This window comes from Streptomyces sp. SD15 (genome assembly GCF_054462255.1).
On the sequence record NZ_JBTLMO010000033.1, the window covers coordinates 74622 to 101448 of the forward strand.

Genomic DNA, 26827 nt, shown 5'->3' on the forward strand with positions numbered 1-26827 from the left:
ACCGAGGGAAGCCCCCATGGCTGAGGGAAGCCCCATGGCTGACGACACCGTCCAGGCGGCGGGCTGCGCCCTGTGGCGCCACTCCCCCGTCGGCGGCGGCGAGCTGGAGATCTGTCTGGTCCACCGGCCCAAGTACGACGACTGGTCGCATCCGAAGGGCAAGCTGAAGCGCGGTGAGGACCCGCTCGCGGGGGCCGTACGGGAGGTCGAGGAGGAGACCGGCTTCCACTGTGCGCCCGGAGCACGCCTCCCCTCCGCCGTCTACTACGTGGGCGGCCGCCGCAAGCACGTCAGCTACTGGGCCGCCGAGGCGACGGACGGCCACTTCACGCCCAACCGCGAGGTCGACCGTGTGTGCTGGCTCCCGCCGGCCGCGGCCCGCGACCGTCTCACCCAGCCCCGCGACCGCGACCTGGTGGACGCGCTCCTCAGCGCGCTGCACCTGGCGTAAAGCCGCGGGAGGACGGGTGAGGGCGGGCGAGGGCGGAACCGCCCGAGCCGTTGACACCTGTGCGCATCTGTTTGATTACGCAACGTTTACCCGGAGGCCCTACAAGCCGGGATCTGTCCGTGTCCTCGACGTAAGCGTTCCGTGACCTCACCGTACCGCCCACAGGGGTTCACCCCCCGTTCACTTTCGGCCATCGGCGCCTTCACTTGATCTGCCTAATTTCGGCCTTACACGGTGCGAGGGAACGTTATGGATGCCCTCACACCACACAGACTTCGCACGCCGCCACCAGACGGCGGCTCCTGGAAGGAACTCCCGAAAGTGAAGCTTCAGCGCATGAACCGGCGGGCCCTCACCCTCGGTGCTCTCGCCGTCTCCGGCGCCCTGGCCCTCACGGCGTGCGGCTCTGACGACACGGGCTCCACCTCCGAGACCTCCTCGGGCACCACGGCCGCGGCCGGCAACATCGACTGTGGGGACGCCAAGGGCCAGCTGCTCGCCGACGGCTCCTCCGCGCAGAAGAACGCGATCGACGCCTGGGTCAAGGCGTTCACGGCCGAGTGCTCCGGCGTGCAGATCAACTACAAGGGCGGCGGCTCCGGCGCGGGCGTCACCGCGTTCACGCAGGGCACGGTCGCCTTCGCCGGTTCCGACTCGGCGCTGAAGCCGGAAGAGGTCACCGCCTCCAAGGAGATCTGCTCCGGCGGCCAGGGCATCGACCTCCCGATGGTCGGCGGCCCGATCGCCGTCGGTTACAACGTCCCGGGTGTCGACGACCTGGTCCTGGACGCCCCGACCCTCGCCAAGATCTTCGACAGCAAGATCACGAAGTGGAACGACGCCGCGATCGCGAAGCTGAACCCCGACGCGAAGCTGCCTGACCTCAAGATCCAGGCGTTCCACCGCTCGGACGAGTCCGGCACCACGGACAACTTCACCAAGTACCTGATCGCCGCCACGCCCGACAACTGGGGCTACGAGGGCGGCAAGGCCTGGCAGGCCAAGGGCGGCCAGTCCGCGTCCGGCTCCTCCGGTGTCGCCCAGCAGGTGAAGCAGACCGCCGGCGCCATCAGCTACATGGAGCTGTCGTACGCGAAGGACGGCATCAGCACGGTCGCCCTCGACACGGGCGCCAGCGAGCCGGTCAAGCCCAGCACCGAGGGCGCCACCGCGGCCATCGCGGACGCCAAGGTCGTCGGCACGGGCAAGGACCTGTCGCTCGAGATCAACTACAAGACCACGGCCGACGGTGCCTACCCGATTACCCTGGTCACGTACGAGATCGTCTGCGACAAGGGCAACAAGTCGGACACCCTGCCCACCACCAAGGCGTTCCTCACCTACATCGCGAGCGAGGACGGCCAGAAGGTTCTGGCCGAGAACGACTACGCGCCGATCCCCGAGGACATCATCGCCAAGGTTCGCACCACCATCGCCGACCTGAGCTGACCTGAAGTGCGGCCCGGTCCCCACCCGGGACCGGGCCGCACCGTCCGGTGCACCGCCGCCAGGAGCCGCACACGACGTACGGCTCCGCAGACCGGAGACCCCGATGGACATATCTACAAAGAGCACTGACGAAGCGCCTCCCCCCACCCCACAGCCTTCCGTGGCCGCGCAGAAGCGCGCCGCCCGCGGTGCCACCCGACCCGGTGACCGAATCTTCCTCGGCCTCACCCGCGGATCGGGCATCCTGCTGTTGGCGATCATGGCCGCCATCGCGGCCTTCCTGGCCTACCGGGCCTCGCTCGCCATCAGCAAGGACCACGCGAACTTCCTCACCACCTTCGAGTGGAACACCAACCTCAACCCGCCGGAATTCGGCATCGCCGTCCTGGCCTTCGGCACGGTGGTCTCCTCGATCATCGCCATGGTCATCGCGGTCCCCATCGCGGTCGCCATCGCGCTCTTCACCACGCACTACGCGCCCCGCAAGCTCGGCGGCACCATCGCGTACGTGATCGACCTGCTCGCCGCCGTCCCGTCCATCGTGTACGGCCTCTGGGGCGCTCTCGTCCTCGTACCGCACATGGACGGCCTCTTCGGCTGGCTGAACGACTACTTCGGCTGGACCGGCATCTTCGAGTGGCAGGGCGGCGCGCCCCGCTCGATGCTCACCGTCGGCATCCTGCTCGCGATCATGATCCTGCCGATCATCACCAACGTGAGCCGCGAGGTCTTCCGCCAGGTCCCGCAGATGCACGAGGAAGCCGCGCTGGCCCTCGGCGCCACGCGCTGGGAGGTCATCCGCATGTCGGTGCTGCCCTTCGGCCGCTCCGGCGTGATCTCCGCCTCGATGCTCGGTCTCGGCCGCGCGCTCGGCGAGACGATGGCCGTCGCCACGGTCCTCTCGCCGACCTTCGAGATCAACGCCAGCCTGCTCGACCCGGGCGGCGGCACCTTCGCGCAGAACATCGCCAGCAAGTTCAGCGAGGCCTCGCAGGACGGCCGTGACGCCCTCATCGCCTCCGGTCTGGTCCTGTTCATCATCACCTTGCTGGTCAACGGCGGGGCGCGCATGATCATCGCCCGCCGCAAGGAGTACTCGGGGGCCAACGCATGAGCACCGCAGCCATTACCGACAAGCGCCCCGACTCCTTGCGCGGTGCCAGCCTCCCCAAGTGGTCGCCGTGGGCGATCGCCGCGGGCTCCATCGCCCTCGCCGTCGGCATCGGCCTGGCCGCCGGCCTCGACAGCAAGATCCAGTGGGGCCTGATCGCCGCGATCCTCTTCATCCTCGGCACGTACGGCATCGCCACGCGCATCGAGGGCCGCCGTCAGGCCAAGGACCGCATCGCGACCTCCTTCGTCTGGGTCTCCTTCCTGATCGCCGTGGTGCCGCTGGCCTCCCTGATCTGGACAACCGTCAAGCGCGGCGTGAAGGTCCTGGACGGCTACTTCCTGACCCACTCGATGGGTGTCGTCGCCGACACCGAGCCGGGCGGTGGCATCTACCACGCCATCATCGGCTCCCTGGAGCAGGTCGGCCTCGCGGTCCTGATCGGTGCGCCGATCGGTGTGCTCACGGCGATCTACCTGGTGGAGTACGGGCGCGGCAACCTCGCCCGCTCGGTCACCTTCTTCGTCGACGTGATGACCGGTATCCCGTCGATCGTCGCCGGTCTGTTCATCCTCAGCCTGATGCTGATCTTCGAGATGCAGCCCTTCGGCTTCGCCGGCTCGCTGGCCCTGGCCATCCTGATGATGCCGGTCGTGGTCCGCTCCACGGAGGAGATGCTCAAGCTCGTACCGAACGAGCTGCGCGAAGCCTCCCTCGCCCTGGGCATCCCGAAGTGGCGCACCATCCTGAAGGTGGTCCTGCCGACGTCGATCGGCGGCATCACCACCGGCATCATGCTGGCGATCGCCCGCATCGCCGGTGAGACGGCACCGGTGCTGCTGCTGGTGTTCGGGAACCCGTTCATCAACTCCAACCCGTTCGAGGGTGCGCAGTCCTCGCTGCCGCTGTACATCTACCAGCAGTACGCGAACAGCGCGGGCTCGGGCGCGGCGTACGACAGGGCCTGGGCGGCGTCGCTCACGCTGATCGCCTTCGTGATGATCCTCAACCTAGGCGCCCGCGGCATCGCCCGCTGGAAGGCCCCGAAGACCGGTCGCTGACGCGGCCATCAGCGACTGACTGGAAGTGAAGTAACCACCATGGCCAAGCGAATCGACGTAAGCGGGCTGACCGCCTACTACAGCGCCCACAAGGCGATCGAAGACATCTCGATGACGGTCGAGCCGCGCTCGGTGACGGCCTTCATCGGCCCCTCCGGCTGCGGCAAGTCGACCTTCCTGCGCACCCTGAACCGTATGCACGAGGTCACCCCCGGTGGCCGCGTCGAGGGCAAGGTGCTCCTGGACGACGAGGACCTGTACGGCACCGGGATCGACCCCGTCGCCGTGCGCCGCACGATCGGCATGGTCTTCCAGCGCCCCAACCCCTTTCCCACCATGTCGATCTTCGACAACGTGGCGGCGGGCCTGAAGCTCAACGGCTCCTACAAGAAGTCCGAGCTCAGCGACGTCGTCGAGAAGTCCCTCAAGGGCGCGAACCTCTGGAACGAGGTCAAGGACCGCCTGAACAAGCCCGGCTCGGGCCTGTCGGGTGGTCAGCAGCAGCGACTGTGCATCGCCCGCGCGATCGCGGTGGAACCCCAGGTCCTCCTCATGGACGAGCCCTGCTCGGCCCTGGACCCGATCTCCACCCTCGCCATCGAGGACCTGATCGGCGAGCTCAAGGAGCGCTTCACGATCGTCATCGTGACGCACAACATGCAGCAGGCCGCCCGCGTCTCCGACCGCACCGCGTTCTTCAACCTGTCCGCGGTGGGCCAGCCCGGCCGGCTCATCGAGATCGACGACACGGAGCGCATCTTCTCCAACCCGTCGGTCCAGGCGACGGAGGACTACATCTCCGGCCGCTTCGGCTGACCGGGCCGTCCACCAGGACACAAGAACCCCTCGCGGTGCTGCATGGCGGTGCCACCGTGAGGACGAGAAGGGCCCGCCCCTGGCTCCCGGGGGCGGGCCCGCTCGTCTTTTCCTCCATGGGAGACGGCAACGAAACCATGTTCTCGCCCCCGCCGCCCCCAGACCCCCCGCTTCGGCCTGAACGGCCTCGTCCTCAAACGCCGGACGGGCTGAAAGACTGCCGGTTGGCGCTGAAAACCTTCAAGCACCGCCCGGCATCATCCAGCCCGTCCGGCGTTTGAGGACGAGCCCTTCGGGCGAAGGCGGGGGTCCAGGGGGGCGCAGCGCCCCTGGCGGGGGTCTGGGGGCGGAGCCCCCAGGGATGGGACGGGTAGGGGCGGCGGGGGCGAAGAAACCGCCTGTGGAAAACCCGTACCGAGCCGAACCCCTACAGGAACGCCAGGTTCACGATCCAGAAGCTGGCCGCAGCCACCAACGCCGCCGCCGGCATCGTAATGAACCACCCCAGGACGATGTTCTTGGCAACGCCCCACCGCACGGCGTTCACCCGCTTCGTCGCCCCCACACCCATGATCGCGGAGGTAATGACATGAGTCGTGGAGATCGGCGCCTTGAAGAGATACGCCGTGGCGAACATGATCGACGCCCCCGTCGTCTCCGCGGCAAACCCCTGCGGCGGATCCAGCTCAATGATCTTCCGCCCGAGCGTCCGCATGATCCGCCAGCCACCCGCGTACGTCCCCAGCGACAGCATCACCGCACAGACGATCTTCACCCACACCGGAATCGGCGCATCGGCACTCTGGACATCCCCGATGACCAGCGCCATCACCACGATGCCCATCGTCTTCTGCGCGTCCTGAAGACCGTGCCCCAGCGCCATCCCGGCCGCCGACACGGTCTGAGCGATACGAAAGCCCCGCTTGGCCTTGTGCGGATTGGCCTTGCGGAAGATCCACATGATCGCGCACATCACCAGATAGCCGACGATCAGACCGACGACCGGCGACACGAACATCGGGATGACGATCTTGTCCACGACGCCGGACCACAGCACGGTCGTACCGCCCGCGAGCGCCGCCCCCACCAGCCCACCGAACAACGCGTGCGACGAGGATGACGGAAGCCCGAAGTACCAGGTGACAAGGTTCCAGACGATGGCCCCGACGAGCGCCGCGAAGAGGATCCCCATCCCCTTGCCGCCCTCGGGCGTCTCGATCAGCCCCGTACTGACGGTCTGCGCGACCCCGCTGCCGAGGAACGCACCCGCGAGGTTCATCACCGCGGCCATGGCGAGCGCGGCCCGCGGGGTCAGCGCCCGCGTCGACACCGACGTGGCGATGGCGTTCGCCGAATCGTGGAAGCCGTTCGTGTAGGTGAATCCGAGCGCGACCAGAATGGTCACGATCAGCGCAAAGGTGTCCATGAAGAAGTCAGGACTCCTTGACGGCGATGGTCTCCACCGTGTTCGCCACATGCTCGAACGCGTCGGCCGCTTCCTCCAGCACATCCACGATCTGCTTGAGCTTCAGCACCTCGATGGCGTCGTACTTGCCGTTGAAGAGCTGTGCCAAAAGCTTTCTGTGAATCTGGTCCGCCTGGTTCTCCAGCCGGTTGACCTCGATCCAGTACTCGGTGAGGTTGTCCATGGTCCGCAGGTTCGGCATGGCCTCGGCCGTCAGTTCGGCCGCCCGCGCCAGCACCTCGATCTGCTGCTCCACGCCCTTGGGCAGTTCCTCGACCTGATAGAGGACAACCAGGTCGACGGCCTCCTCCATGAAGTCCATGATGTCGTCGAGGGACGAGGCGAGGTTGTAGATGTCCTCGCGGTCGAACGGCGTGATGAAGGAGGAGTTCAACTGGTGGAAGATCGCGTGTGTCGCATCGTCCCCGGCGTGCTCCGCGGCCCGCATCCGCTCTGCGATCTCGGCCCGGGCGGAGGCGTCCGCCCCAAGCAGTTCCATCAGGAGTTTCGAGCCCGTGACGATGTTGTCCGCGGATGCGGAGAACATGTCATAGAAGCTCGTCTCCCTGGGGGTCAGACGAAAGCGCACTTGGGGTCCTCGGAGTCCTTTTGTTTCGGTCAGGCTGATGCTAAGCGCATCATCCCGGCCGCGGCTAACCGGCCGTCTCCCAGTGTCGCCCATCAAGCACAGTGATCAGCACAGGGTCCGGTCCCGCCATCGGGCAAGGGCCCTATACCCAGCAAAGTTCGTTACCATATACCCACCAGGGGTATCAGTACGGCATCAGCAGGAGGACGCGATGACGACCACCGAGGCCGGTGCGACGGCACCCTCCGGCGACCGGGAAGTCGTGACCGACCACGACCGCGGTATCCACGGCTACCACAAGCAGAAGGACGAGCACCTCAAGCGCCTGCGCCGGATCGAGGGCCAGATCCGCGGTCTGCAGCGGATGGTCGACGAGGACGTCTACTGCATCGACATACTCACCCAGGTCTCCGCCTCCACGAAGGCCCTGCAGTCCTTCGCCCTCCAGCTCCTCGAGGAGCACCTGCGCCACTGCGTCGCGGACGCGGCCCTCAAGGGCGGCGACGAGATCGACGCGAAGGTCGAGGAAGCGACGAAGGCGATCGGACGACTGCTGCGTACGTGACGACTACCGCGCACGTGATGACAGCTGCGTACGTGAAGGGAAGCGCGACCGGGGCCTAACCGCCGGGGCCTACCCCTCCGTACCTCTCCCACGGGCACGCTCTTCGGCCACCTTCAGCACCTCGTCGATGCTCTCCAGGCTGAGCCGGTCCTCATGGGCGGCCGAGGCCGCGATGATCAGGTCGCCGCACAGCTCGATCTCGGCGAGGGCCACGTGGTCCTGAACTGCCGTACCGCCGACCGGAGCCACGTGCATCACCTCTTCCTGCCGTCACCGACTTTCCTAGCGTAGGGAGCGGCCTACACACCGCGCATGGCACGGAAGGGCCATTTCCGGCCCCCCACTCCTCCTCATACGCCCCGCGTACTACGGCTCCGCGATCTTCCCCGCGAAGATGTCCCCGGGTTCCGGAAGCCGTACGTCGGTGGGGACCCCGAAGTCGTACAGCAAGGTCGTCGAGGCGACCGCGACGGTGCCCTCCTGCTGTCCGTTGACGAAGCTGAACCGGTGCCGCAGCTTGCGGATGCGGCCCTGCTCGTCGAGGTAGGCGTCGAAGGGGACTTTGGCGGTGGCGAACCCTTTCGCCGCCGCCTCGATCGCCTTCCGATTGCCCTTCGACGCGCTCTTCGCGGCGACGCCCAGGTCGACGGTGCCGCGATAGTGCCGCACGGGAGTACCCGCGACCTCCGTCTTCCCCACATACGTCGCCGTACGCGTCCCCCGCAGCAACTCGGCCGCGGCAAAAGGGTCGGTGGCACCGCCGGTCACCAGGTTCCCGTCGGGGAGGGTGGCCGTGTCGACACGGACCCACTTGTCGGCGGGGACCCCGGCACCGCGGTTCTTCATGAACAGGGCGCCCGGCGCGAGGAGTTCGGTGATCGGCCGGTGGTCGTCGGCACCGGCCGGGTCCTGCGGCAGCAACACCTTGAGCCGGCCCGTCTGCTCCGTGAAGTCGTACACACCCTCACCGCGGATGGTGACCCGGGTGCCGCCGGTGGCCATCTCCATCGACGTACGGGCCTTCGCGCTGCCCGCACGCTCCAGCGCGGCAGCGGCCCGGTGCAGCTTTTCGACGGGGGCGGCTCCGGGGCGCGCGTCCTCGGCATCGGCCCGGTCGACCGAACACCCGCCGGCACAGACCATCAGCCCCACCACCGCGACCGCGACGACCTCCCCGCCCGCCCGCCTCTGCTGCTGCGCCACCATCGTCCGCCGACCCCCAGCCGGTCCGTCCCGGGCCCTCCTGTCGTTCCGGTTAACGACGGGTAGCGAAGCTCGTCACGCCATTGCCCTTCGTTTACTTGCCTTGGGTAACGTTGTCGCTGTGGCGCAGCAGCACGAGAGCATCCCCACGCAAGAACACCGGACCACCACGGTCGAACAGGGCCGGTTCTGTCTGGCCCGCTGCACCTGCGGCTGGCGCGGACCGGCGCGCAGAGCCCGCAGCCTGGCCCGCACGGACGCAGAGGGACACGCGCAGGCCGTACTCACGTAGCCGACCCGTACTCACGAACCCGCCCCGTACTCACGAACCCACCCCGTACTCACCTAGCCAACCCGTACTCACGAACCCACCCCGGCATCCTTGGCCGGAAAGAGACGTCGATCACGGTCGGGTAATGATTCCGTCCCGCGCTCGTCCCCGCGCCTCCCCCCATGGAACCCGCGGAACCGGACACCCGTCTCGTTCCACGAAACCAACAGGAGGCGCACATGCAACGGCGTACGTTCATCGGTGGCGGCGCGGCCGCACTCGCGACAGTGGCCACGGCCGCGTGCGAAGGCAAAGCCGGCACGGGCGCCAGTGCCTCGGCAGCCCCGAGGACGACCGCCACCTCGATACCCACCGCCGGCGGCACCGTCACCCGCGCCGCCGCCAACTGGTCCGCCCTGGCGAAGGACCTGGACGGCGCCCTGGTCCGTCCCGGCGACAGCAGCTGGCCCAGCGCCCGCCAGCTCTACAACACCCGCTTCGACTCCCTGAAGCCCACCGCCGTGGCGTACGTCGCCCACGCCGAGGACATCCGTACGACCCTGGCGTACGCCCGCGCCCACAGCATCCCGCTCTCGATCCGCAACGGCGGCCACTCCTACGCGGGCTGGTCCTCCGGAAACGGCCGCCTGATCCTCGACGTCTCCCAGCTGAACAAGATCCGGGCGTCGGGCGGCGAGGCGGTCGTCGGCGCCGGTTCCAAGCTGATCGACGTCTACCGCGCCCTCGCCGCGAAGGGCGTCACGATCCCCGCGGGCTCCTGCCCCACGGTCGGTGTCTCGGGCCTGACCCTCGGCGGCGGCCACGGCGTGGTCTCCCGCGCGTACGGCCTCACCTGCGACAGCCTCACCCAGGCGACGCTGATCACCGCGGACGGCAAGCAGCTCACCGCCGACGCGACCGAGAACAAGGATCTCTTCTGGGCCCTGCGCGGCGCCGGCAACGGCAACTTCGGCGTCGTCACCGAGCTGCGCTTCAAGACCCACCCGGCCCCTCAGGGCGTATCCGCCTACATGACCTGGCCCTGGGCCAGGGCCGCCGCCGTCGTGAAGGCCTGGCAGGAGTGGGGCCCGAGCCAGCCGGACGAGATCTGGTCCTCCTGCCACCTCGCCAACGCGGCCGGGGGCACGCCCACCGTCTCCATCGCCGCGTTCTCCCTCGGCACGTACGGCGAACTCCAGAACGCCGTGGACCGCCTCGCCGACACCATCGGCGCACCCGCGAGCAGCGTCTCCCTCAAGAAGCGGTCGTACGAGGAGTCGATGGAGGTGTACGCGGGCTGCTCATCCTTCGCCACCGACGCCCAGTGCCACCTGCCGGGCTCGACGCCGGGCCGCTCCCCGCAGGGCGCGCTCGGCCGCGAGACGTACGCGGCCCGCTCGGACTTCTTCGACCGCTCGATCTCCGCGGCCGGCATCCAGACGCTGCTGAACCAGATCTCATCGGTGCGCGGCGGCGCGGGCAGCATCGCGCTCACGGCACTGGGCGGCGCCGTCAACCGGGTCTCGCCGACCGCGACGGCCTTCGTGCACCGCCGCTCCCGGATGCTGGCCCAGTACATCGCCTCCTGGCAGGCGGGCACCTCCGGCACCACGGCCCAGTCCTGGCTGACCTCCGCCCACACGGCGATGGCCCGGCACGCCTCCGGTGCCGCCTACCAGAACTACACGGACGCGACCCTCGCCAACTGGCGCAAGGCGTACTACGGCGATGCGGCGACCCGCCTCACGGCGCTGAAGAAGCAGTACGACCCGAACCGTGTCTTCTCGTTCCCGCAGGCGCTGTAGGACCACGCCCTGACCGTGAGAAAGCCACGGAGCTACGCGGCCAGATCCGACTCTTCGGGCCGCTCGGCCCGAGCTCCCGGAATGAACGCGTCCTGCCCTGCCGGAGCGGCACCCCGCGCCCTGATCAGCCACCCGACCCGGGAAGAACCCTCCACGGCCTTCATCACCGGCGTCAGCAGCGCCATGGCGAGCGGGGACAGCAGCAGCGCGACGGCCGTACCGAGGGCGAACCCGCCGATGACGTCCGTCGGATAGTGCACGCCCATGTAGACCCGGCAGAAGCCTTCGAGCAGCGCGACCCCGATGCCGATGAGCCCGAACCGCCGATGGGCGACGAACAGTCCGACCCCCATCGCCATCGTGAGCGTCGCGTGATCGCTCACGAAGGAGAAGTCGGTCTTGCCGCTCACCAGCACATCGAGCCCTTGGTGATCGACGAAGGGCCGGGGCCGCTCCACAAAGCCCCGTATCGGCACGTTCACCAGCACCGCGATGCCCGCGGCGAGCGGGGCCCACACCAGTGCGGCCACCGAAGAGGCGGCGTTGTCCCCGTCCCGCCTCCGAACGGTCCACCAGCACCACATCACCAGCAGAACCATGACGAGCAGCAGCCCGTACTCGCCCACGAACTCCATGCCCCGGTCGAACCAGTGCGGCGCGTCCTTGGCGAGGCCGTTGATGTCGTACAGCAGATCGACGTCGGGGTTCGAACCGGAATCGGCGAGTCCAGCCATGGTGCTGCGGCCCCTTCGTCGTCTTTCTCTACCGGAACAGGAACGCACACTCCCGTTCAGTACGTTCCACCCTCCACCGAATGATCACGCAGACGTTATCGAAGAGAGATACATCGCCGCAGCTCAGGGGGCGGGTTCAGGCCCGATTCAGGGTGGCTTCAGACCGTCGTGGGCAATGCTTTCGCGCCATCCTCGGTCACCCGCGTGGCCCCGAAGTAGTCGGGGGTGTCGATGGGGTCGAAGCGGATGACGGCACCCGTCCTGGGCGCGTCGATCATGTACCCGCCACCCACATAGATCCCCACGTGCCGGATGGTCCGCGAGTTGGTGAGGTCGTCGGAGAAGAAGACGAGATCCCCCGGCAGCAGCTCCTCGCGCGCGGGGTGCGGTCCTGCGTTGTACTGGTCGTTGGCGACGCGCGGCAGGGTGACCCCCACGCTCTCGTAGGCGGCCTTCGTCAGCCCCGAGCAGTCGAAGCGTCCGCCCTGGTCGGCGGTGCCGTTGCCGCCCCACAGGTAGAGCGTGCCGAGCTTCTTCTGAGCGAAGGTGATCGCCGCGGCGGCCTGCCTGGAGGGATCGACCCGCCCCACCGGCCGGGCGAAGCTCTGCTGCAGGGTCGTGATCGTCTTCACATAGTTCTGGGTCTCCTTGTACGGCGGCACGCCCCCGTACTTGATGACCGCGTACGCCCCCGCGTTGTAGGCGGCGAGCATGTTGTGGGTCGGGTTCCCCGGCGCGTCCTCCACGTACTTGGCGAGCTCGCAGTCGTACGACGCGGCCGACGGAATCGCGTCATTCGGATCCCAGACGTCGCGGTCCCCGTCCCCGTCGCCGTCGATCCCGTGCGTGGCCCAGGTCCCCGGGATGAATTGCGCTATCCCTTCGGCCTTCGCCGGACTCTTCGCACTCGGATTGAACCCGCTCTCCTGATACAGCTGAGCGGCCAGCAGCGCCGGATTGATGGCGCCGCACAGATTGCCCCACCGCTGGACGAGCGTCTGATACGCGGCCGGCACCGCACCCTTGGCGAGCCCGACCGCCCCTCCGCCGATCCCGTTGGCGAGGTTCCCCGCGACCAGGTAGACGCCGACGACAAGCAGCATCACGAAGCTGAGCGCCGCCCCGCCGACAGCGATCGCCACGATCCACGCCTTACGCACCGTCAACCGCCCCTCGCCGCCAGGGAGTCCGCCGAGGTCAGTGTAGAGGCGCCCCCCGCGCGACGGGGCGATCACTCACAAGGAGAAACCGCACGTGGCACCCCCGCCCCAGCACCCGAACCCGCCCCAGGGCAACCCCTTCGCCCCGCAAGCGGATTACACGCCAAACCCCGGCCCCGGCGCACGGCGCGCCTGGCCAGAACCCGTAGGCGCAGAACCCCCCGCACCCCACCTGCCGCATATGCGGCGCCCAACCCCGGCGCCGTGACAATCCGTCAGCACATGGGGCTGCTCATCGTGATGCGGTTCTCCAAGATGAAGGGCCCGATGTGCCGCTTCTGCGGCACGGCGATCCATCGCCCCCTCACCTACGTGGTCCTCGCCCCGCTCGCCTGGTTCGGCTGGGTCCCCTTCATGCTGCTCACGAGCGCGTGACCATCAACGCCCATACACCGGAAGCCCGTCCGTCCCCACCTCGAACCCGAGCGGCTCGGGCAACGGCACGGGTTCGCCGTACTTGCCGGGCAGCACGTCCTGGTAGGCGCCGTTGTCGGGGTGGGCATGCAGAGCCCAGGTGCCATGGCGGGGGTCGACGACGAGGAGCACGGACACCCGCGCGACCGCGTACCAATCGGCCTTGTCCGTGATCCCCCTGGACTTCTCGGAAGGCGGGATGACCTCGACCGCGACCGCCGCATCCTCGGGTATGGCCAACCAGTCGTCGCCCTCAGCCCAGCCGATGGGCAGGACGATCAGATCCGGCGTCACGTAGTCGTCCGGGTCCTCCGGCAACGCGATCGAGGACGTCCCGAACGCGGCCAGCCCCTCCGGCAGGAGCTGCCCAAGTTGTCGGCGGAGTATCTCGACCACCCCGACGTGCTTTCCGGTCCGTGCCGCGGACATCACCAGCTTCCCTCCCACGATCTGTACCCGGAGCCCGGTCGCGTCCTCGATCTTCTGGGCGACCTCGCGCAGGTTCCCCGGCCGCGGTAACGGATACATCCGGCCCTCCTCCACCTCGCCTCCTTTCACGCCCCGATCAGCCAACATCACTCTAAGTCACCCCACCGACACTCCGCCCACAGAAGCTTCCCGCCCTCCCTGAACCCGGCGTCACCGAACACGTACGCGCCCCACGCGTCCGCGTAGGCCCGCACCAGGTGCAGCCCGCGACCGCCCTCGGCGGTATCCACAGGCTGTGGGCCCCGGTCGCCGAAGCCGGGCGGGACCCGTGGGTCGGAGTCCCAGACGGCGATCCGGAGCCGGTCGGGTTCGGTCGCACGGATGCGGAGGGCGTACGGCCCTTGGGTATGCAGATGGGCGTTGGTGAGCAGCTCGGAGGCCAGCAGTTCGGCGGCGGGGGCCAGTTCACCGAGCCCGTGAGCGGCGAGAACGGTACGGAGGGTGGCTCGGGCGATGCCCGGGGCGCGGGGATCGTGCGGGAGTTGGAGGGTGTAGTTCCAGGGCGGAGATACGGTTGCCATCGGAAGTCTCCTGGTTCGGAGGGAAGTTGGGCGAGTTGGGCGAGTTGGGCGAGTTGAGCGATTTGGATACGTTGCCCAGTGACCGCGGCCACTCCGTCGAGCGGGGTGCTTCTGGGCGAGGCGCCTGAGCAATAAGGTAGCGGTGTCCGTGTCATACATGACATGAACGACCGAGAATCCATGACATGCCACCCGTGTGGGTGACAGCCGCAGCAAGGAGGCGGGCCAGCCCGTGAGAAGCAACCCGACGGGTCGCCAACTCCGGTTCGGCAGTGAGCTGCGTAAATTGCGCGAGCGAGCAGGCCTGAGCGCAACCCAGGCCGGTCAACTGATCGGCGCTCAGCAGAGCCAGATCAGCAACATGGAGGCCGGACGCATCGGTGTCAGCGCGGAACGCGTGCGCACGCTGGCCTGTCATTACAAATGCCCGGACAAGAACCTTGTCGAGGCACTCGCGGGCATGACCTCCGGACGTAAACGCGGCTGGTGGGAGGAGTACCGCGAGATCCTGCCCGCCGCCCTGCTCGACCTCGCCGAGGTGGAGCACCACGCCAGGCGCCTGCGCACCGCGGTCACCGTGCACATCCCCGGCCTTTTCCAGACCACCGACCACGCCCGCGAGCTGTTCCGCCAGGTCGTACCCGAGCTCCCCCCTCCGGAGATCGAGCACCGCGTGTCATTCCGCATCAAGCGCCAGGCCGTCCTCTTCAGGGACCCGCCGACGCCACAGGTGGCGATCATCCACGAGGCAGCTCTCCGCATGCAGTTCGGCGGCGCCACCGTTGCCAAGGCGCAGTTGCGCCACCTGCTGAACATGAGCGAGCGGGACCACGTCACCCTGAAGGTGCTCCCGTTCGCCGCGGGCTCCTTCCCGGGTTCCGGCCAGTCGATCTTCTACTCCACGGGACCCGTCGCCCAGCTCGACACCGTGCACCTCGACCAGTCCCACGGCCCCGTGTTTCTTGACGCCGAGGCCCAGCTCCAGATGTACCAAGTCCTCCTCGACCGCGCGGAATCCGTGGCCCTCGCCCCCGAGGACTCTCGCGACTTCATCCACAAGCTGATCCACGACCTGTGAGGGGACCGAAATGCTCCAGCACCACTCTTGGCAGAAGTCGTCCTTCTGCGGATCAGGCGACTCCTGCGTACACATAGCCGCCACCGGCACAGCCCAGATCCATCTCACCGAAAGCAGCGACCCGCGCCAAGCCATACTCGGGACCACCCCCCGAGCCTTCGGCGCCCTCATCCACGTACTGAAGGAGAACGCACGCCGTGGCTGAAGTCCCCCCGAACCTCGACTGGGTCCGAGCCGCCCCCGACGACGCGACCGGCCCCGGCCCCTGGATCGAACTCGCTTTCGGCGACAACGACCTGGTCTACATCCGTGAAACCAGTGACCCCACGAACATCGTCACTACCACTCAGAAGAAGTGGGACGCGTTCGTACTGGGCGTACAGGCGGGCGAGTTCGACCACTTCGTAGAGGGACTGGAGGAAGAAAAATCTTAGGCTCGACGAAGCGCACCACAACGCGCCGCACCCTGCTGACCACGGCCACCGCACTCGCGCTCACCGCGGCGGCGGGACCGGCGTACGCGAACACCCGTGCCCACGACATACGCTCCCGCCTGCGGGAACTGGAAGAACAACACGGCGCCAGACTCGGCGCATTCGCGCACAACCCGGTGACGAAGGCGACCGTGCGGTACCGGGCGGAGGAACGGTTCCCGATCCTCTCCACGTTCAAGCCGCTGGCCGTCGCGGCGATCCTGCGGGACCTGGACCACGACGGCGAGACCCTCGCCAAACGCATCCACTACACGACGGCGGACGTGGTCGAGAACTCGAAGATCACCGAAAAGCCGGAGAACCTGGCCGCCGGAATGACCATCGCGGAGCTCTCCGCCGCGGCGATCGACTACAGCGACAACACGGCCGGCAACCTCCTGCTCCGCGAGCTCGGCGGCCCCACGGCAGTGACCCGCTTCTGCCGCTCCCTCGGAGACGACACGACCCGGCTGGACAGGTGGGAGCCGGTCCTCAACTCGGCGGAACCGTGGCGGGTGGAGGACACGACCACCCCGGCAGCCATCGCCCGCACCTACGCCCGGCTGGTCCTGGGCAACGCCCTGAACCCTCAGGACCGCGAACGCCTGACCGGCTGGCTGCTCGCCAACACGACGAGCACGGAACGCTTCCGCGCCGGACTACCCAAGGACTGGACCCTCGCCGACAAGACGGGCGGCGGCGATTACGGCGCCAACAACGACGTAGGCATCGCCTGGACCCCGGACGGAACCCCCGTGGTCCTGGCCGTCCTCACCACCCGGTCCACGGTGGACGCACCCTACGACCACCCGCTCATCGCCGAGACAGCCGAGATCCTGTCGGAAGCCGTGACTTGACCGACGGCCCCCTCACTACTCGGCGGGCGCCGCCCCCGTATACGCCGCGGTCGTACGATCCGCAGCGGCGCGGGCGGCGTCCTCGGGCGCTCCGCCGGCGACGTTCGCCTCGTACCACTCGTCGCTGCTCAGCGTCACGAAGCGGCGGCCCTCGTCGGACATCAGCCAGGCCATGCTCTCCTTCGGGTCGACGGAGCCGCCCGTCGAGAGGTGGTGGGCGAGGCCCATGAAGCTGAGGTCCCAGCCGACGCCGACCGCGCCCGGACCGAACTCCGTCCAGCGCTCGTCGTCGACGTGAGCGATGTGTTCGAGCTCGAGGCGCGTGACGGCTTCCGCCACCGCCGTCAGCCGGACCTCGATCCAGGTGACCTCGCCGCCGTACTCCCAGGTCGCGGCGAAGCCGTGGGGCGGGTCGCAGCGCTCGATGGTGCCGCCGGCGTTCCCCTCCAGTTGGTACGTGCCGCCGAGGCGGAGGTCACCGGAGACGGGCAGGAACCACCGCGGGATGCGTTCGGCGTCGGTGCAGGCGCCCCAGAGGTCCTCGATCGTCGAGTCGTACGTCTGGCTCACCGTCACCACCCGCGCCTCGCCCCCCTTGTACACGCGCGTGCCGACCTGCCGTTGCACCGCGTCGACCTGATGAGCGACATCGAACATGGGGAGCTCCGTGAGTGGGAGGTGTTGAGTCAAGCCACCGTCAGTTTCTCGCCATCGAGCGGCCATTGACCGGCGACGCGCAGACCTCGTTCAGTATGGGACGCGGCTACCAGCCGCGGCCCGTCGCCGTGCGCCACAGAAGCACGGGATAGCCTTCGTATCGACGGTCGGCGTCCACATCCGGCAGACGCACGACCCGGGGAACATCGGCTCGACGGCCCGTCAGGAACGGGACGCGTTCGCAGGGATGCTACGAGGTGGGTGGGGCGACCGCCGCTTAGCAGGGGTCAACGACGGCACCACACCACAGGTTCCGCCTCGACTTCATTGCCCGGCGTGACCAGCCGTGATACACAGAGTGACCATGCGAATCTTTGCATACCGTCATACGCCGCCCGTGAGGGTCCCGCGTGCGCCGGTGGCAAGGGATTCGTACGAAACCCGCCAATCAATGACGTCAAGTCGACATACGACAGCGACATTGTCAGCGAGAATGGGCCCGACCTCTGCGCGCAGTGGCAGGGGGTGCAGAACTACCCACTAGGGGCGGTGACTTACATGCTTTTCGCAGCCGACAAGGGCGACATCACCACCATCATCGGCGGAATTGCCCCGGACTGGGGTCCCTTCGGCAGCCTGGGCAACGAAGCCAAGACGATGATCCAGGTCGTGATGGCGGTCGCCATCCTGCTCTGCCTCGGGATCGCAATCTGGGGAGCAGCGAAACAACGCATCGGCGCTACGGCGCTGCGTGACACGTTCAGCGCCGAACAGGGCAAGGGCCTCATCATCGCGGGCCTCACCGGGGTCTTCATCATCGGCTCGCTCGGCACGCTGTTCACCATCGTGTACGGCATGGCCGTCTAGCCCCGGCCGGGCGCCCGGCTCCCCTCCTCTTCCCATTCGACCCACCCGTCCGTCGTGCCCACCGGCTGAGGTTGCGTTCCCTGATGTCGAGTCACCACACCGCGTCCGCGCGGGAACCAGCACGGCTACCGTCGTACTACATGGTTCAGCAAGAGGTTGAGGGGGCGAGCGCGGCATGAGTCTCGGTGACGAACCCGGATACGGGGACGCTTCCCGTGGCGAGGACGGGGGATACGGGGGTACGGGCCAGACCCGCACCCGCCTCCCCGACCGCGCCGGCGACGTCTACGGCGGCGCCCGCCGCGGCCGCTCGTCCTCGCGGAGCCTGGTCACGGTGGTGGGCGTGGTCGTCCTCCTCATCGCCGCCATCGCCTTCGCGAACCGCGGAGGAGACGATTCCTCAACCGACGGAAACGGGGGCGGGGGCGACACGTCGACCACGTCACCTACGGCGGCTTCGGGGGAGCGGCCGGTGGATTCGAAGACGGGGGCGATCCCATCGGGGTTCGCGCACAGCGAGCAGGGGGCGCAGAGCGCGGCAGCGAACTACGGGGTGTCGCTCGGATCGACCGGGATGTTCGACACCGGCCAGCGGCACACGATCGTCAACACGGTGTACGCGCCCGAAGTCGCCGCAGTCCGGCAGACGGACCTCGACAACGCCTACTCCAGCGAGAAGTTCCTGACCAACATCGGCCTGAACAAAGACGGCACGGCGCCCACCGGCCAGACCTTCATCTCACGAGTCATCCCCGTGGGCACCAAGGTCACGTCCTCTACTGCTGACAGCGCCACGGTCGAACTCTGGTACACATCGCTCTTCGGCCTGGCCGGGGAAGGGTCCACGAACCCCGTATCCGAGAGTTGGTACACCACGACGTACCAACTGAAGTGGATCAGCGGGGACTGGAAGGTCACCGACTTCTCGCAGAAGGACGGGCCGGTCCCGGTCGGGCGTGACCAGAGGGCCTCCACCGCCGACGACATGACCAAGGCTGTCGAAGAGTACGGAGGGTTCACGTATGCCCGCTAGCCGCCGCGTACTCAAAGTCGCCGCCGCTGTCACGGCCGTTCAGGCCACGACGGTGCTGCTGGCCACCCGCGCCCTCGCCGCCCCCACGCCGACGCCGAGCAACGACCCCTGCGACCTCATCCGCGGCCCCGCCAAAAACTACTGCGAAAGCGACAGCGGATCCGGCGGCACCGGCGGCACCACCACCCCCTCCGTAACCTCCACCCTCGACCCCCTCTCCTCCCTCGCCCAGGGCTGTGCCGATGCCGCCTCCTGGACGGTGGACCAGCTCTCGAAGGCTGTGAAGGAGACGGCGGACGTCGACTTCACGAACCCCAAGTTCCTCCAGCAGTACGCCGTCGTCTTCGCGGCGTCGGCGATCCTCACCCTCCTGCTGTGGCTACTGGCCGTGGCCAAGCGGGCGGTCCGCGGCGTCCCCCTGACGACCGCCCTGTCGGAGGCGATCGGCTTCCTCTGGCTCACCGTGCTGGCCTCCGCCTTCACCCCGCTGATCCTGTACACGGTCGTCTCGGCGACCGACAGCGTCAGTGACGTGCTCGCGAAGACGACCGGCAACCAGACGGACACGTTCTTCGGCACGTTCTCCGCCGCCCTGGACAAGGGCAACGACATCGGCGGCGGCCCGATCATGCTGATCCTGGTGTCGCTCGTCTCCATCGTCGCCGCGGGCGTGCTCTACCTGGAGCTGTATCTGCGGGCCGTGCTCCTGTACGTCGGCGCCCTCCTCGGCGTCGTCGTCTACGCGGGCCTCGTCGACAAGAACCTCTGGGGCCACGTCCGCCGCTGGGCGGGCGTCATGATCGCGGTGATCCTGGTGAAGCCGGTGATCGTCATCGTGCTGGGCCTGGCCGGCGCGCTGGCCACGGACGGCGGCCCGGACTCCCTCGCCGCCGTCGTCTCCGGCCTCGCCATCATCCTGCTGGCCATCTTCGCCAGCGCGATGATCTACCGCTTCGTCCCCGGCTTCGGCGACGAGATCGCGAACTCCCGCAACAACCGCATCATGCAGGGCGCCGAGGGCAAGGCCGCGGCCGTGATCAGCTCCCCGGCCACCCTGGTCGCCCAGGGCATCAAGACCCACAGCACCCGCGCCGACAACAACGGCGGCGGCGGCGGAGGGGGCGGAGGCGGCAGCAGCCAGCCCCGCCCCGCCAATCCCGCCTCCGGCGGCGTAGCCGCCCACAGCTCCCGTACGTCGAACAGAGGCGGCGGATCTGTCCCCCCCGCCGCACCCCCGCCCCGTACAAGCCCCGCAGGCAACACCCGCAACAGCATCAACCGCACGGGAGGTGAAGGGCGTTGACGACCGAGTCCCACGTGTCCCATCCGGTCACGCCCCGCCGTACATATCTGATCGGCCGCGCCCGGCCGAACGCGATCGTCGGCCGGAATCGTGAATCCGGCGAGATCGCGCTCATCATCGCGGGCGCGTTCCTGGGCATGATGTGCGGCCTGCTCGTCCCGGTGCTCTCGCTGCGGATCGTGCTGCTGACGGGCTTCCCGCTGGTGGCACTGGCCGCGGTGTACGTCCCGTACAAGCGCCGCACGTTCTACAAATGGTTCGAGATCAACCGCAGTTACAAGCGCAGCCTCCGCCGCGGCACGGCCTACCGCAGCAACGTGATGGAGGCCGGCACCCACGTCGACGGCCGCGAGGTCGAGATCGGCCCGCCCCCCGGCATCGGCCGGATCTCCTGGCTGGCCGCACCCTTCGGCCCCGACGAGATCGCCGTGCTGCTGCACGCCGACCGCCGCACGGTCACCGCCGCCATCGAGATCGAGGGCCCCGGCGTCGGCCTGCGCGACAGCGAGGACCAGGAAGCCCTGGTCGACCGCTTCGGCACGCTGCTGAAGCACGTCGCGAACGGCGACGGCTTCGTCACCCGCCTCCAGATGCTCGCCCGCACCCTCCCGGCCGACCCGGACGCCCACGCCAAGGACGTCGCCGTACGAGGCGACGAGAAGGCCCCCGGCTGGCTGCAGCAGTCGTACGACCAGCTCCAGTCCATGGTGTCCACGAGCAGCGAACAGCACCGGGCGTACCTCGTCGCCTGCATGCACTACAGCCGCGAGCTGGCCGCCGAGGCGAATGCCATGGCGCGCGCCGCCCGGCCGCAGGGCGGCAAGAAGCTGGACCGGGACGCGGGGCTCGCCGTCGTCATGGCGCGCGAGCTGACCGACATCTGCTCCCGGCTCCAGGAAGCCGACATCCGCGTACGGCAGCCGCTCGGCCAGGGCCGGCTCGCCTCCCTCGTGCACTCGATGTACGACCCCGACCACCCGATCGACCACATCCAGGCGATGACGAAGCGGAACGCCTGGCCGGCCGAGCTGGACGCCATGGAGCCCACCTACCTCCAGGCGAAGACCCGCGAGTCCTCCACCCGCGCACCCTGGTGCCACGCCACGGCCTGGGTGAAGGAGTGGCCGATGACCCCGGTCGGCGTCAACTTCCTCGCGCCCCTTCTCGTCCACACCCCGGACGTCATCCGGACCGTGGCCGTCACGATGGACCTCGAACCCACCGAGGTCGCCATCGAACGCATGCTCACCGAGAAGACGAACGACGAGGCCGAGGCCAGCCGTCAGGCCAAGATGAACCGCACGGTCGACCCCCGCGACATCGCCTCCCACAACCGCCTGGACCAGCGCGGCGAGGACCTCGCGAGCGGAGCCGCCGGGGTGAACCTCGTCGGCTACATCACCGTCTCCTCCCGCTCCCCCGAGGCACTCGCCCGCGACAAGCGGACGATAAGGGCCTCCGCCGGCAAGTCGTACCTGAAGCTGGAGTGGTGCGACCGCGAGCACCACCGGGCCTTCGTCAACACCCTTCCGTTCGCCACCGGAATCCGCAGGTAGGAGCTGATGTTCTGATGCGGGATCCGATGTCCGCCCTCACGGACGCCTTCACGGGCTTCCTCTTCGGCAAGGTCGAGACGACCCGCCTGCCCGTGCGCACGTCCACAGGCCAGGCGCAGGCCGTCTACCTGCCGACCGCCGCGCCCGGCCTCGGCGACTCGGGCGTCATCATCGGACGCGAGGTGTATTCCGGGAAGGGGTACATCTACGACCCCTTCCAGCTGTACGGACAGCAGCTGCCGGCCCCGCACTGGCTGGTCCTCGGCGAATCGGGCAACGGCAAGTCGGCGCTCGAGAAGACGTACGTCCTGCGACAGCTGCGCTTCCGCGACCGGCAGGTGGTGGTGCTGGACGCGCAGGGCGAGGACGGGGTCGGCGAATGGAACCTCATCGCGGAAGAGCTGGGGATAACCCCCATCCGGCTCGACCCGACGGCCGCCCTGGACATGGGCATCCGGCTCAACCCCCTCGACCCGGCGATCACCACCACCGGCCAGCTGGCGCTGCTCCGGACGATCATCGAGGTCGCGATGGGGCACGGGCTCGACGAGCGGTCCGGCTTCGCACTCAAGGTCGCGCACGCCTACGTCAACGAGACGATCGTCGAGCGCCAGCCAGTACTGATGGACATCGTCGAGCAGCTACGGCACCCCGAGCCCGAGTCTGCCGAGGCGATGAACGTCGCCCTGGACGACGTACGGGCCTGGGGCCTGGACGTCGCCCTGGTGCTGGACCGGCTGGTCGACGGTGACCTGAGGGGCATGTTCGACGGACCCACGACGGTCGGGATCGACCTGGACGCCCCGCTCATCGTCTTCGACCTGTCCCACATCGACCGGAACTCCATCGCCATGCCGATCCTGATGGCGATCGTGGGCGTGTGGCTGGAGCACACATGGATCCGGCCCGACCGCAAGAAGCGCATCTTCCTGGTGGAGGAGGCGTGGCACATCATCAACAGCCCCTTCGTGGCCCAGCTCTTCCAGCGCCTGCTGAAGTTCGGGCGGCGGTTGGGTCTGTCGTTCGTGGCGGTGGTGCACCACCTGAGCGACGTCGTGGACGGGGCGGCGGCGAAGGAGGCCGCGGCGATCCTGAAGATGGCGTCGACACGGACGGTCTACGCCCAGAAGGCGGACGAGGCGAGGGCGACGGGGCGGGTGATCGGCCTGCCCCGGTGGGCCGTCGAGATCATCCCGACCCTGACACCCGGCATCGCGGTCTGGGACGTCAACGGCAATGTCCAGGTGGTCAAACACCTGATCACCGAGACGGAGCGCCCCTTGGTCTTCACCGACCGCGCCATGACCCAGTCCTCCGCCGACCTGCACGCCGACGACGCGCTGCGCGCCGCGGAACGGGAGGCCGAGGAGCGCGCGGCGGCCTTCGTGGAGCAGCACCTCAGCGATCTCGACGGTTCCTCCGAGTCCACGGTGGCGTGAGATGAGACAAGACCGGCGGGACGGACGAGCCGAGGAAAGAGGCATCCCCGACGGGTTGCTGGTCGGGGTGCTGGCCTTCCTGCTCGGAATGACGGCGCTGGTGTGGTCGGCCACGGGGCTCGCCGGGTGGCTCGCCCGGGGGGCCTGGCCACAGGCCGTCACCTTCTCCCGTACGCCGCTGGCCTTGCGGCATCTGATCGGGAAGCCGCAGGACATGGCGGGCGCGTGGCCGGACACGCCCGCGGACCAGCTGTCGGGCTACGGGCTCTTCTGGGGCCTGTTCATCGGGCAACTGATGGTGCTGGTCGTGCTGACGGTGTTCGTGGTGGGGACGGTGACACGGTGGCGGGCGGTACGGGCGAGGCGAAGGGCCGGGGCGTACGACACTCCGGCTCGGGTACCTGGACCGGAGCCGGAGCCGACGTATCACGAGGTCCTGATTCCCCGCCCGACGCCGGAACCAACGGACCGGCAAACGGAGCTGCCCACGGGGGCGGAGCGCACGACAGAGTCGCCGCAGAAGCCGGAGCCACTGCAGAAGAGGGCAGACGCACTGCAGCCGACACAACCCCCGCAGACGCACCCGCTGCCGACACTCCCACTGCCGACGGCTCCCTTTGGGGCGGACAGCAAACAGGTGGGCGGGTGGGAAAAACCCCGCACCGCAGCCGCCGCGCTCATCCTCGCCCCACCCGAATCCCGCCACCCCACCGCAACCCAAGCCGTACGCGACGCGGAGGGCCCAGCCCTGGTAATCACCTCAAACCCACAAACCTGGTCGGAGACGAAAGACGCCCGAGCCAAACTCGGCCCCGTCCTCCTCTACGACCCCACCCACCTCTGCGACACCCCGGCCCGCCTCCACTGGAACCCCGCGTCCGGCTGCGAGGACAAGGCAACGGCGGCAGCAAGAGCCGTCGCTCTCCTGACCCCCGTACGCCCCTCCGCCAAGGTCGACCAGGCGATGGCGGACGTCGCGGAAACGCTCCTGCGGAGCTATCTGCACGCCGCCGCCGTGGAGGGCAAGGCCTTCCGCCACGTCCACCGCTGGGCACAGGGAACGCAGGTGCAGGACGCCGTACGAACCCTCCGTACGCATCCCAAGGCCGCATCCGGCGCGGCCGGCGAACTCGAGGCCGCGCTCACCTCGCACCCCGAACGCCGCGATATCGCCCAGGAGTTGACGGCCCGCGCCCTCTCCTCGCTCTTCACCGTCAACATCCGCGAATCCTGCACGCCCAACCGAAGTGACGCCCTCGTCCTGGATTCCTTTGTGAACGAAGGGGGCACGCTTTATGTGGTCGGTGAACCGATCGAGGACCCCAAGGCGAACCCCGGCGCGATGCCGCTCCTGACGGCCCTCGCCTCAAGCGTGGTCGAGCGCGGCCGGCGCATGGCCGAACGGTCATCCTCTGGTCGCCTCGACCCACCACTCACGCTCGTCCTGGACGACGTCGCCGCGGTGGCTCCGCTTCCCCAGCTCCCGGAGCTGCTGTCCACCGGAGCGGATCAGGGCCTGCCGACCCTGGCCCTGCTCCGCTCCAAGGAACAGGTCCGAGCTCGCTGGCCCCGCTACGAACTCCCGGTCTAGGGCCTGCGGACGTCAGCAAGCATCGGAGCGCCTCAGCGGTCCCGAGTGATCACAAACTCCAGCTCCCGCTCCCCCGTGTCCCCCGGCGCCGCCACGGTCCCCCCGGTGGGCACGAACCCCGCCTTGCGGTAGAACGCCTCCGCCCGCCCGTTCTTCTCGTGCACGAACAGCCGTACGCGCTCGAGGCCGATCTCCCAGGACCACGCGAGGGCCGCGTCGAAGAGCGCATCCGTGACACCGCGCCCCCGGTGCTCGGGCCGCACGAAGACCCCCACCAGATGCCCTTGGTCCTGCTCGATGACGTTCCCGAGGACATCCCGCTCCCCGGCCTTCTCGACCAGCACGACCACGGAGCCACCCCACACGCCGTCCCCGCCCACGGCGACGAACTGGCGCCGCTCGCTCGCCCCCTCGGCCGCCCCCGCCGCCCGCTCCCGCCAGACCGAGTCGGGACGCGCCGCGGCATCCTCGTACGTATCCAGGAACGCGAGATGCGCCACGGGGTCGCTCAGGGCAGCGAGCCGGAGCTCCTTCACCTCGGCCCACTCGTCGGCGCGTATGGAACGGATCACGTGGTTCATGGGGGCCACCGTAATACGCGCGTACGACATCACCCACTGGTTATCCACCCTGCCGACGCCCGCCGTTCGGGCCCCCGTCATGCTCTTCCCTGAACGCACTTTGATCCAGGGGAGAAAGTCGCATGACCAAGGTCCAACTAGAGGAACTCCGCGAGGTCATCCATCCTGCGGGCAAACTGGACAGCAGGGCGGAGCACTGGGCCGGCCGCCTCTACATGCGTGCGCTCTCCCTACGGGTGACCCGCCTGATGCTGGGCACGCGCTTCTCGCCGAACCAGATCACGACCGTGATGGTCTTCGCGGGCGTCCTCTCCGGAGTCGCCCTGATCCTGCCGGGCCTGGGCGGCGCCGTACTTTCCGTCCTCTTCATGCAGCTGTATCTGCTGCTGGACTGCGTGGACGGCGAAGTGGCCCGCTGGCGCAAGCAGTTCAGCCCGCTCGGCGTCTACCTGGACCGCCTCGGCGCCTACCTCGCCGACGCCGCCGTCATGGTCGGCCTGGGCATCCGCGCCTCCGAACTCGGCCTGGACCTCTACCTGGTGGCCGGTCTGGCGGCGGCCATCGGCGTACTGCTCCTGAAGTCGTCCTCCGACCTCGTCCACGTGGCCCGTTCCGACAGCGGCATGGAGAAGGCCACCGACCAGTCCGTCGTCCCGCGCTCCACCGGCCTGGCCCGGGTCCGCCGCCTCACCTCGGCCGTCGGCCTGCACCGCCTGGTCAACGGCATCGAGTGCACCCTGCTGCTGCTCGTGACCGCGGTCGTCGACCTGGCGCTCGGCGACCTGACGGCGACGAAGATCGCGACGGTGGCCGTGGCGGCGATCGTGTGGCTCCTCGTTCCCGCGCACATCGTCTCGATCGTGGCGTCGTCCCGCCTGAAGTAACCACGGGCTGGCGGGGACCCTGAACCCGATGTCGGGGACCCCGTCATACCCCGGCACTACACCGCCTCTCCCACCCGCCCCCGCCTACGGAGGACCACCCGGCGCCCCTCCACCAGGTCGGCGCCCTGCTGGAGGCCCGCTCGATCCACAGCGCCACCCCCGGAACCCTGGAGATCCGCGGCACAGACGCCGTACGACCCGGAACGCAATACCCCTGAACGCAGAAAACCCCTGTACCGGATTCCCGGTACAGGGGTTTTCTCTACAATTAGTTCGGCGGCGTCCTACTCTCCCACAGGGTCCCCCCTGCAGTACCATCGGCGCTGTGAGGCTTAGCTTCCGGG

30 protein-coding genes and 1 rRNA gene are annotated in these 26827 nt (G+C 68.5%); 20 read left to right on the forward strand and 11 right to left on the reverse strand.

Features of this window, described 5'->3' with window-relative positions:
* Positions 1-34: 34 nt before the first annotated feature.
* The 5 genes from ACX28W_RS28665 to pstB all read left to right on the forward strand — a co-directional run bounded on the left by ACX28W_RS28665 (position 35) and on the right by pstB (position 4888).
* On the forward strand, positions 35-451 hold the full coding sequence (locus ACX28W_RS28665; protein WP_459002537.1) for an NUDIX hydrolase: 417 nt from the start codon (positions 35-37) through the stop codon (positions 449-451).
* A gap of 321 nt (positions 452-772) precedes the next feature.
* Entirely contained in the window at positions 773-1900 is a 1128-nt protein-coding gene (gene pstS / locus ACX28W_RS28670) for a phosphate ABC transporter substrate-binding protein PstS (RefSeq protein WP_459002538.1), read from the forward strand.
* A 103-nt stretch (positions 1901-2003) separates the two neighbouring features.
* The gene (gene pstC / locus ACX28W_RS28675) at positions 2004-3014 is read left to right on the forward strand and encodes a phosphate ABC transporter permease subunit PstC (RefSeq protein WP_459002539.1); all 1011 of its coding nucleotides are present in this window, start codon (positions 2004-2006) and stop codon (positions 3012-3014) included.
* Positions 3011-4072, forward strand: a complete 1062-nt coding sequence (gene pstA, locus ACX28W_RS28680) for a phosphate ABC transporter permease PstA (protein WP_459002540.1) — start codon at positions 3011-3013, stop codon at positions 4070-4072. Before pstC ends, pstA begins: the two co-directional genes overlap by 4 nt.
* Before the next feature lie 39 nt (positions 4073-4111).
* Positions 4112-4888 (forward strand): phosphate ABC transporter ATP-binding protein PstB, encoded by a 777-nt coding sequence (gene pstB / locus ACX28W_RS28685; RefSeq protein ID WP_459002541.1) that lies wholly within the window; start codon positions 4112-4114, stop codon positions 4886-4888.
* A 427-nt stretch (positions 4889-5315) separates the two neighbouring features.
* On the opposite strand, the gene ACX28W_RS28690 is transcribed toward pstB, so the two are convergent.
* Both ACX28W_RS28690 and ACX28W_RS28695 read right to left on the reverse strand, forming a co-directional pair.
* Positions 5316-6314, reverse strand: a complete 999-nt coding sequence (locus ACX28W_RS28690; RefSeq protein ID WP_459002542.1) for an inorganic phosphate transporter — start codon at positions 6312-6314, stop codon at positions 5316-5318.
* Between the two features lie 7 nt (positions 6315-6321).
* Positions 6322-6942: a DUF47 domain-containing protein gene (locus tag ACX28W_RS28695; protein WP_148009124.1), complete on the reverse strand. Its 621-nt coding sequence runs from the start codon at positions 6940-6942 to the stop codon at positions 6322-6324.
* A gap of 211 nt (positions 6943-7153) precedes the next feature.
* Here ACX28W_RS28695 and ACX28W_RS28700 point away from each other — a divergent pair, with 211 nt between their 5' ends.
* Positions 7154-7507: a metal-sensitive transcriptional regulator gene (locus ACX28W_RS28700; protein ID WP_459002543.1), complete on the forward strand. Its 354-nt coding sequence runs from the start codon at positions 7154-7156 to the stop codon at positions 7505-7507.
* 69 nt (positions 7508-7576) lie between these two features.
* On the opposite strand, the gene ACX28W_RS28705 is transcribed toward ACX28W_RS28700, so the two are convergent.
* Positions 7577-7762 carry a hypothetical protein gene (locus ACX28W_RS28705; RefSeq protein WP_459002544.1) on the reverse strand — a complete coding sequence of 62 codons (186 nt, stop codon included), beginning with the start codon at positions 7760-7762 and terminating at the stop codon, positions 7577-7579.
* 111 nt (positions 7763-7873) lie between these two features.
* Positions 7874-8713, reverse strand: a complete 840-nt coding sequence (locus ACX28W_RS28710) for a hypothetical protein (RefSeq protein ID WP_459002545.1) — start codon at positions 8711-8713, stop codon at positions 7874-7876.
* Positions 8714-8831: 118 nt separating this feature from the next.
* Here ACX28W_RS28710 and ACX28W_RS28715 point away from each other — a divergent pair, with 118 nt between their 5' ends.
* Positions 8832-9002, forward strand: a complete 171-nt coding sequence (locus ACX28W_RS28715) for a hypothetical protein (protein ID WP_459002546.1) — start codon at positions 8832-8834, stop codon at positions 9000-9002.
* Positions 9003-9220: 218 nt separating this feature from the next.
* Entirely contained in the window at positions 9221-10786 is a 1566-nt protein-coding gene (locus tag ACX28W_RS28720; protein ID WP_459002547.1) for an FAD-binding oxidoreductase, read from the forward strand.
* A gap of 32 nt (positions 10787-10818) precedes the next feature.
* Here the strand turns inward: ACX28W_RS28720 and ACX28W_RS28725 are convergent, their stop codons facing one another.
* Both ACX28W_RS28725 and ACX28W_RS28730 read right to left on the reverse strand, forming a co-directional pair.
* Complete coding sequence (locus tag ACX28W_RS28725) at positions 10819-11520, reverse strand: phosphatase PAP2 family protein (RefSeq protein WP_459002548.1); 702 nt, start codon at positions 11518-11520, stop codon at positions 10819-10821.
* 158 nt (positions 11521-11678) lie between these two features.
* Positions 11679-12686 carry a C40 family peptidase gene (locus ACX28W_RS28730; protein ID WP_459002549.1) on the reverse strand — a complete coding sequence of 336 codons (1008 nt, stop codon included), beginning with the start codon at positions 12684-12686 and terminating at the stop codon, positions 11679-11681.
* A 258-nt stretch (positions 12687-12944) separates the two neighbouring features.
* Here ACX28W_RS28730 and ACX28W_RS28735 point away from each other — a divergent pair, with 258 nt between their 5' ends.
* On the forward strand, positions 12945-13115 hold the full coding sequence (locus ACX28W_RS28735; protein ID WP_459002550.1) for a hypothetical protein: 171 nt from the start codon (positions 12945-12947) through the stop codon (positions 13113-13115).
* Between the two features lie 3 nt (positions 13116-13118).
* Here ACX28W_RS28735 and ACX28W_RS28740 read toward each other — a convergent pair whose 3' ends face one another.
* Positions 13119-13682 carry a Uma2 family endonuclease gene (locus ACX28W_RS28740; protein WP_459002552.1) on the reverse strand — a complete coding sequence of 188 codons (564 nt, stop codon included), beginning with the start codon at positions 13680-13682 and terminating at the stop codon, positions 13119-13121.
* A 47-nt stretch (positions 13683-13729) separates the two neighbouring features.
* Positions 13730-14164 carry an ATP-binding protein gene (locus ACX28W_RS28745; RefSeq protein ID WP_459002553.1) on the reverse strand — a complete coding sequence of 145 codons (435 nt, stop codon included), beginning with the start codon at positions 14162-14164 and terminating at the stop codon, positions 13730-13732.
* A 232-nt stretch (positions 14165-14396) separates the two neighbouring features.
* Between ACX28W_RS28745 and ACX28W_RS28750 the strand changes: the two genes are divergently transcribed.
* The 4 genes from ACX28W_RS28750 to bla are packed head-to-tail and all read left to right on the forward strand — an operon-like array spanning position 14397 to position 16572.
* Positions 14397-15242 (forward strand): helix-turn-helix domain-containing protein, encoded by an 846-nt coding sequence (locus ACX28W_RS28750; protein WP_459002555.1) that lies wholly within the window; start codon positions 14397-14399, stop codon positions 15240-15242.
* Between the two features lie 10 nt (positions 15243-15252).
* Positions 15253-15447: a DUF397 domain-containing protein gene (locus ACX28W_RS28755; RefSeq protein ID WP_459002556.1), complete on the forward strand. Its 195-nt coding sequence runs from the start codon at positions 15253-15255 to the stop codon at positions 15445-15447.
* Entirely contained in the window at positions 15440-15676 is a 237-nt protein-coding gene (locus ACX28W_RS28760; RefSeq protein WP_459002557.1) for a DUF397 domain-containing protein, read from the forward strand. The genes ACX28W_RS28755 and ACX28W_RS28760 overlap by 8 nt, the downstream gene beginning before the upstream one ends.
* On the forward strand, positions 15670-16572 hold the full coding sequence (gene bla / locus ACX28W_RS28765; RefSeq protein WP_459002575.1) for a class A beta-lactamase: 903 nt from the start codon (positions 15670-15672) through the stop codon (positions 16570-16572). Before ACX28W_RS28760 ends, bla begins: the two co-directional genes overlap by 7 nt.
* A 15-nt stretch (positions 16573-16587) precedes the next feature.
* Here the strand turns inward: bla and ACX28W_RS28770 are convergent, their stop codons facing one another.
* On the reverse strand, positions 16588-17229 hold the full coding sequence (locus tag ACX28W_RS28770) for an SRPBCC family protein (RefSeq protein WP_459002558.1): 642 nt from the start codon (positions 17227-17229) through the stop codon (positions 16588-16590).
* A 558-nt stretch (positions 17230-17787) separates the two neighbouring features.
* Between ACX28W_RS28770 and ACX28W_RS28775 the strand changes: the two genes are divergently transcribed.
* The 6 genes from ACX28W_RS28775 (at position 17788) to ACX28W_RS28800 (ending at position 25018) form a co-directional block, all read left to right on the forward strand.
* Complete coding sequence (locus ACX28W_RS28775; RefSeq protein ID WP_054232206.1) at positions 17788-18096, forward strand: hypothetical protein; 309 nt, start codon at positions 17788-17790, stop codon at positions 18094-18096.
* Between the two features lie 175 nt (positions 18097-18271).
* On the forward strand, positions 18272-19129 hold the full coding sequence (locus ACX28W_RS28780; RefSeq protein ID WP_459002559.1) for a hypothetical protein: 858 nt from the start codon (positions 18272-18274) through the stop codon (positions 19127-19129).
* Positions 19119-20432, forward strand: coding sequence for a hypothetical protein (locus ACX28W_RS28785; protein WP_459002560.1), 1314 nt, complete (start codon positions 19119-19121; stop codon positions 20430-20432). Before ACX28W_RS28780 ends, ACX28W_RS28785 begins: the two co-directional genes overlap by 11 nt.
* Positions 20429-21988, forward strand: a complete 1560-nt coding sequence (locus ACX28W_RS28790) for an SCO6880 family protein (protein ID WP_459002561.1) — start codon at positions 20429-20431, stop codon at positions 21986-21988. The genes ACX28W_RS28785 and ACX28W_RS28790 overlap by 4 nt, the downstream gene beginning before the upstream one ends.
* A gap of 14 nt (positions 21989-22002) precedes the next feature.
* Positions 22003-23427, forward strand: a complete 1425-nt coding sequence (locus ACX28W_RS28795) for an ATP-binding protein (protein ID WP_459002562.1) — start codon at positions 22003-22005, stop codon at positions 23425-23427.
* Position 23428: 1 nt separating this feature from the next.
* Positions 23429-25018, forward strand: coding sequence for a type IV secretory system conjugative DNA transfer family protein (locus tag ACX28W_RS28800; protein WP_459002563.1), 1590 nt, complete (start codon positions 23429-23431; stop codon positions 25016-25018).
* 32 nt (positions 25019-25050) lie between these two features.
* On the opposite strand, the gene ACX28W_RS28805 is transcribed toward ACX28W_RS28800, so the two are convergent.
* Positions 25051-25599: a GNAT family N-acetyltransferase gene (locus ACX28W_RS28805; RefSeq protein WP_459002564.1), complete on the reverse strand. Its 549-nt coding sequence runs from the start codon at positions 25597-25599 to the stop codon at positions 25051-25053.
* A gap of 122 nt (positions 25600-25721) precedes the next feature.
* Between ACX28W_RS28805 and ACX28W_RS28810 the strand changes: the two genes are divergently transcribed.
* Positions 25722-26483 carry a CDP-alcohol phosphatidyltransferase family protein gene (locus tag ACX28W_RS28810; RefSeq protein WP_459002565.1) on the forward strand — a complete coding sequence of 254 codons (762 nt, stop codon included), beginning with the start codon at positions 25722-25724 and terminating at the stop codon, positions 26481-26483.
* 271 nt (positions 26484-26754) lie between these two features.
* On the opposite strand, the gene rrf is transcribed toward ACX28W_RS28810, so the two are convergent.
* Positions 26755-26827 (reverse strand): 5S ribosomal RNA (gene rrf / locus ACX28W_RS28815); the annotation flags it as partial.

Bases quoted from the DNA above. Each gene is read 5' to 3' on its own strand.
- ACX28W_RS28795 (WP_459002562.1), top strand. From the start codon at position 22,003: ATGCGGGATCCGATGTCCGCCCTCACGGACGCCTTCACGGGCTTCCTC.
- ACX28W_RS28800 (WP_459002563.1), top strand. From the start codon at position 23,429: ATGAGACAAGACCGGCGGGACGGACGAGCCGAGGAAAGAGGCATCCCC.
- ACX28W_RS28785 (WP_459002560.1), top strand. From the start codon at position 19,119: ATGCCCGCTAGCCGCCGCGTACTCAAAGTCGCCGCCGCTGTCACGGCC.
- ACX28W_RS28740 (WP_459002552.1), bottom strand. From the start codon at position 13,682: ATGTATCCGTTACCGCGGCCGGGGAACCTGCGCGAGGTCGCCCAGAAG.
- ACX28W_RS28665 (WP_459002537.1), top strand. From the start codon at position 35: ATGGCTGACGACACCGTCCAGGCGGCGGGCTGCGCCCTGTGGCGCCAC.
- ACX28W_RS28780 (WP_459002559.1), top strand. From the start codon at position 18,272: ATGAGTCTCGGTGACGAACCCGGATACGGGGACGCTTCCCGTGGCGAG.
- ACX28W_RS28700 (WP_459002543.1), top strand. From the start codon at position 7,154: ATGACGACCACCGAGGCCGGTGCGACGGCACCCTCCGGCGACCGGGAA.
- ACX28W_RS28725 (WP_459002548.1), bottom strand. From the start codon at position 11,520: ATGGCTGGACTCGCCGATTCCGGTTCGAACCCCGACGTCGATCTGCTG.
- pstB (WP_459002541.1), top strand. From the start codon at position 4,112: ATGGCCAAGCGAATCGACGTAAGCGGGCTGACCGCCTACTACAGCGCC.
- ACX28W_RS28810 (WP_459002565.1), top strand. From the start codon at position 25,722: ATGACCAAGGTCCAACTAGAGGAACTCCGCGAGGTCATCCATCCTGCG.
- ACX28W_RS28690 (WP_459002542.1), bottom strand. From the start codon at position 6,314: ATGGACACCTTTGCGCTGATCGTGACCATTCTGGTCGCGCTCGGATTC.
- ACX28W_RS28745 (WP_459002553.1), bottom strand. From the start codon at position 14,164: ATGGCAACCGTATCTCCGCCCTGGAACTACACCCTCCAACTCCCGCAC.
- ACX28W_RS28705 (WP_459002544.1), bottom strand. From the start codon at position 7,762: ATGCACGTGGCTCCGGTCGGCGGTACGGCAGTTCAGGACCACGTGGCC.
- ACX28W_RS28805 (WP_459002564.1), bottom strand. From the start codon at position 25,599: ATGAACCACGTGATCCGTTCCATACGCGCCGACGAGTGGGCCGAGGTG.
- ACX28W_RS28770 (WP_459002558.1), bottom strand. From the start codon at position 17,229: ATGTTCGATGTCGCTCATCAGGTCGACGCGGTGCAACGGCAGGTCGGC.
- ACX28W_RS28710 (WP_459002545.1), bottom strand. From the start codon at position 8,713: ATGGTGGCGCAGCAGCAGAGGCGGGCGGGCGGGGAGGTCGTCGCGGTC.
- pstC (WP_459002539.1), top strand. From the start codon at position 2,004: ATGGACATATCTACAAAGAGCACTGACGAAGCGCCTCCCCCCACCCCA.
- ACX28W_RS28755 (WP_459002556.1), top strand. From the start codon at position 15,253: ATGCTCCAGCACCACTCTTGGCAGAAGTCGTCCTTCTGCGGATCAGGC.
- pstA (WP_459002540.1), top strand. From the start codon at position 3,011: ATGAGCACCGCAGCCATTACCGACAAGCGCCCCGACTCCTTGCGCGGT.
- ACX28W_RS28775 (WP_054232206.1), top strand. From the start codon at position 17,788: ATGCTTTTCGCAGCCGACAAGGGCGACATCACCACCATCATCGGCGGA.
- ACX28W_RS28720 (WP_459002547.1), top strand. From the start codon at position 9,221: ATGCAACGGCGTACGTTCATCGGTGGCGGCGCGGCCGCACTCGCGACA.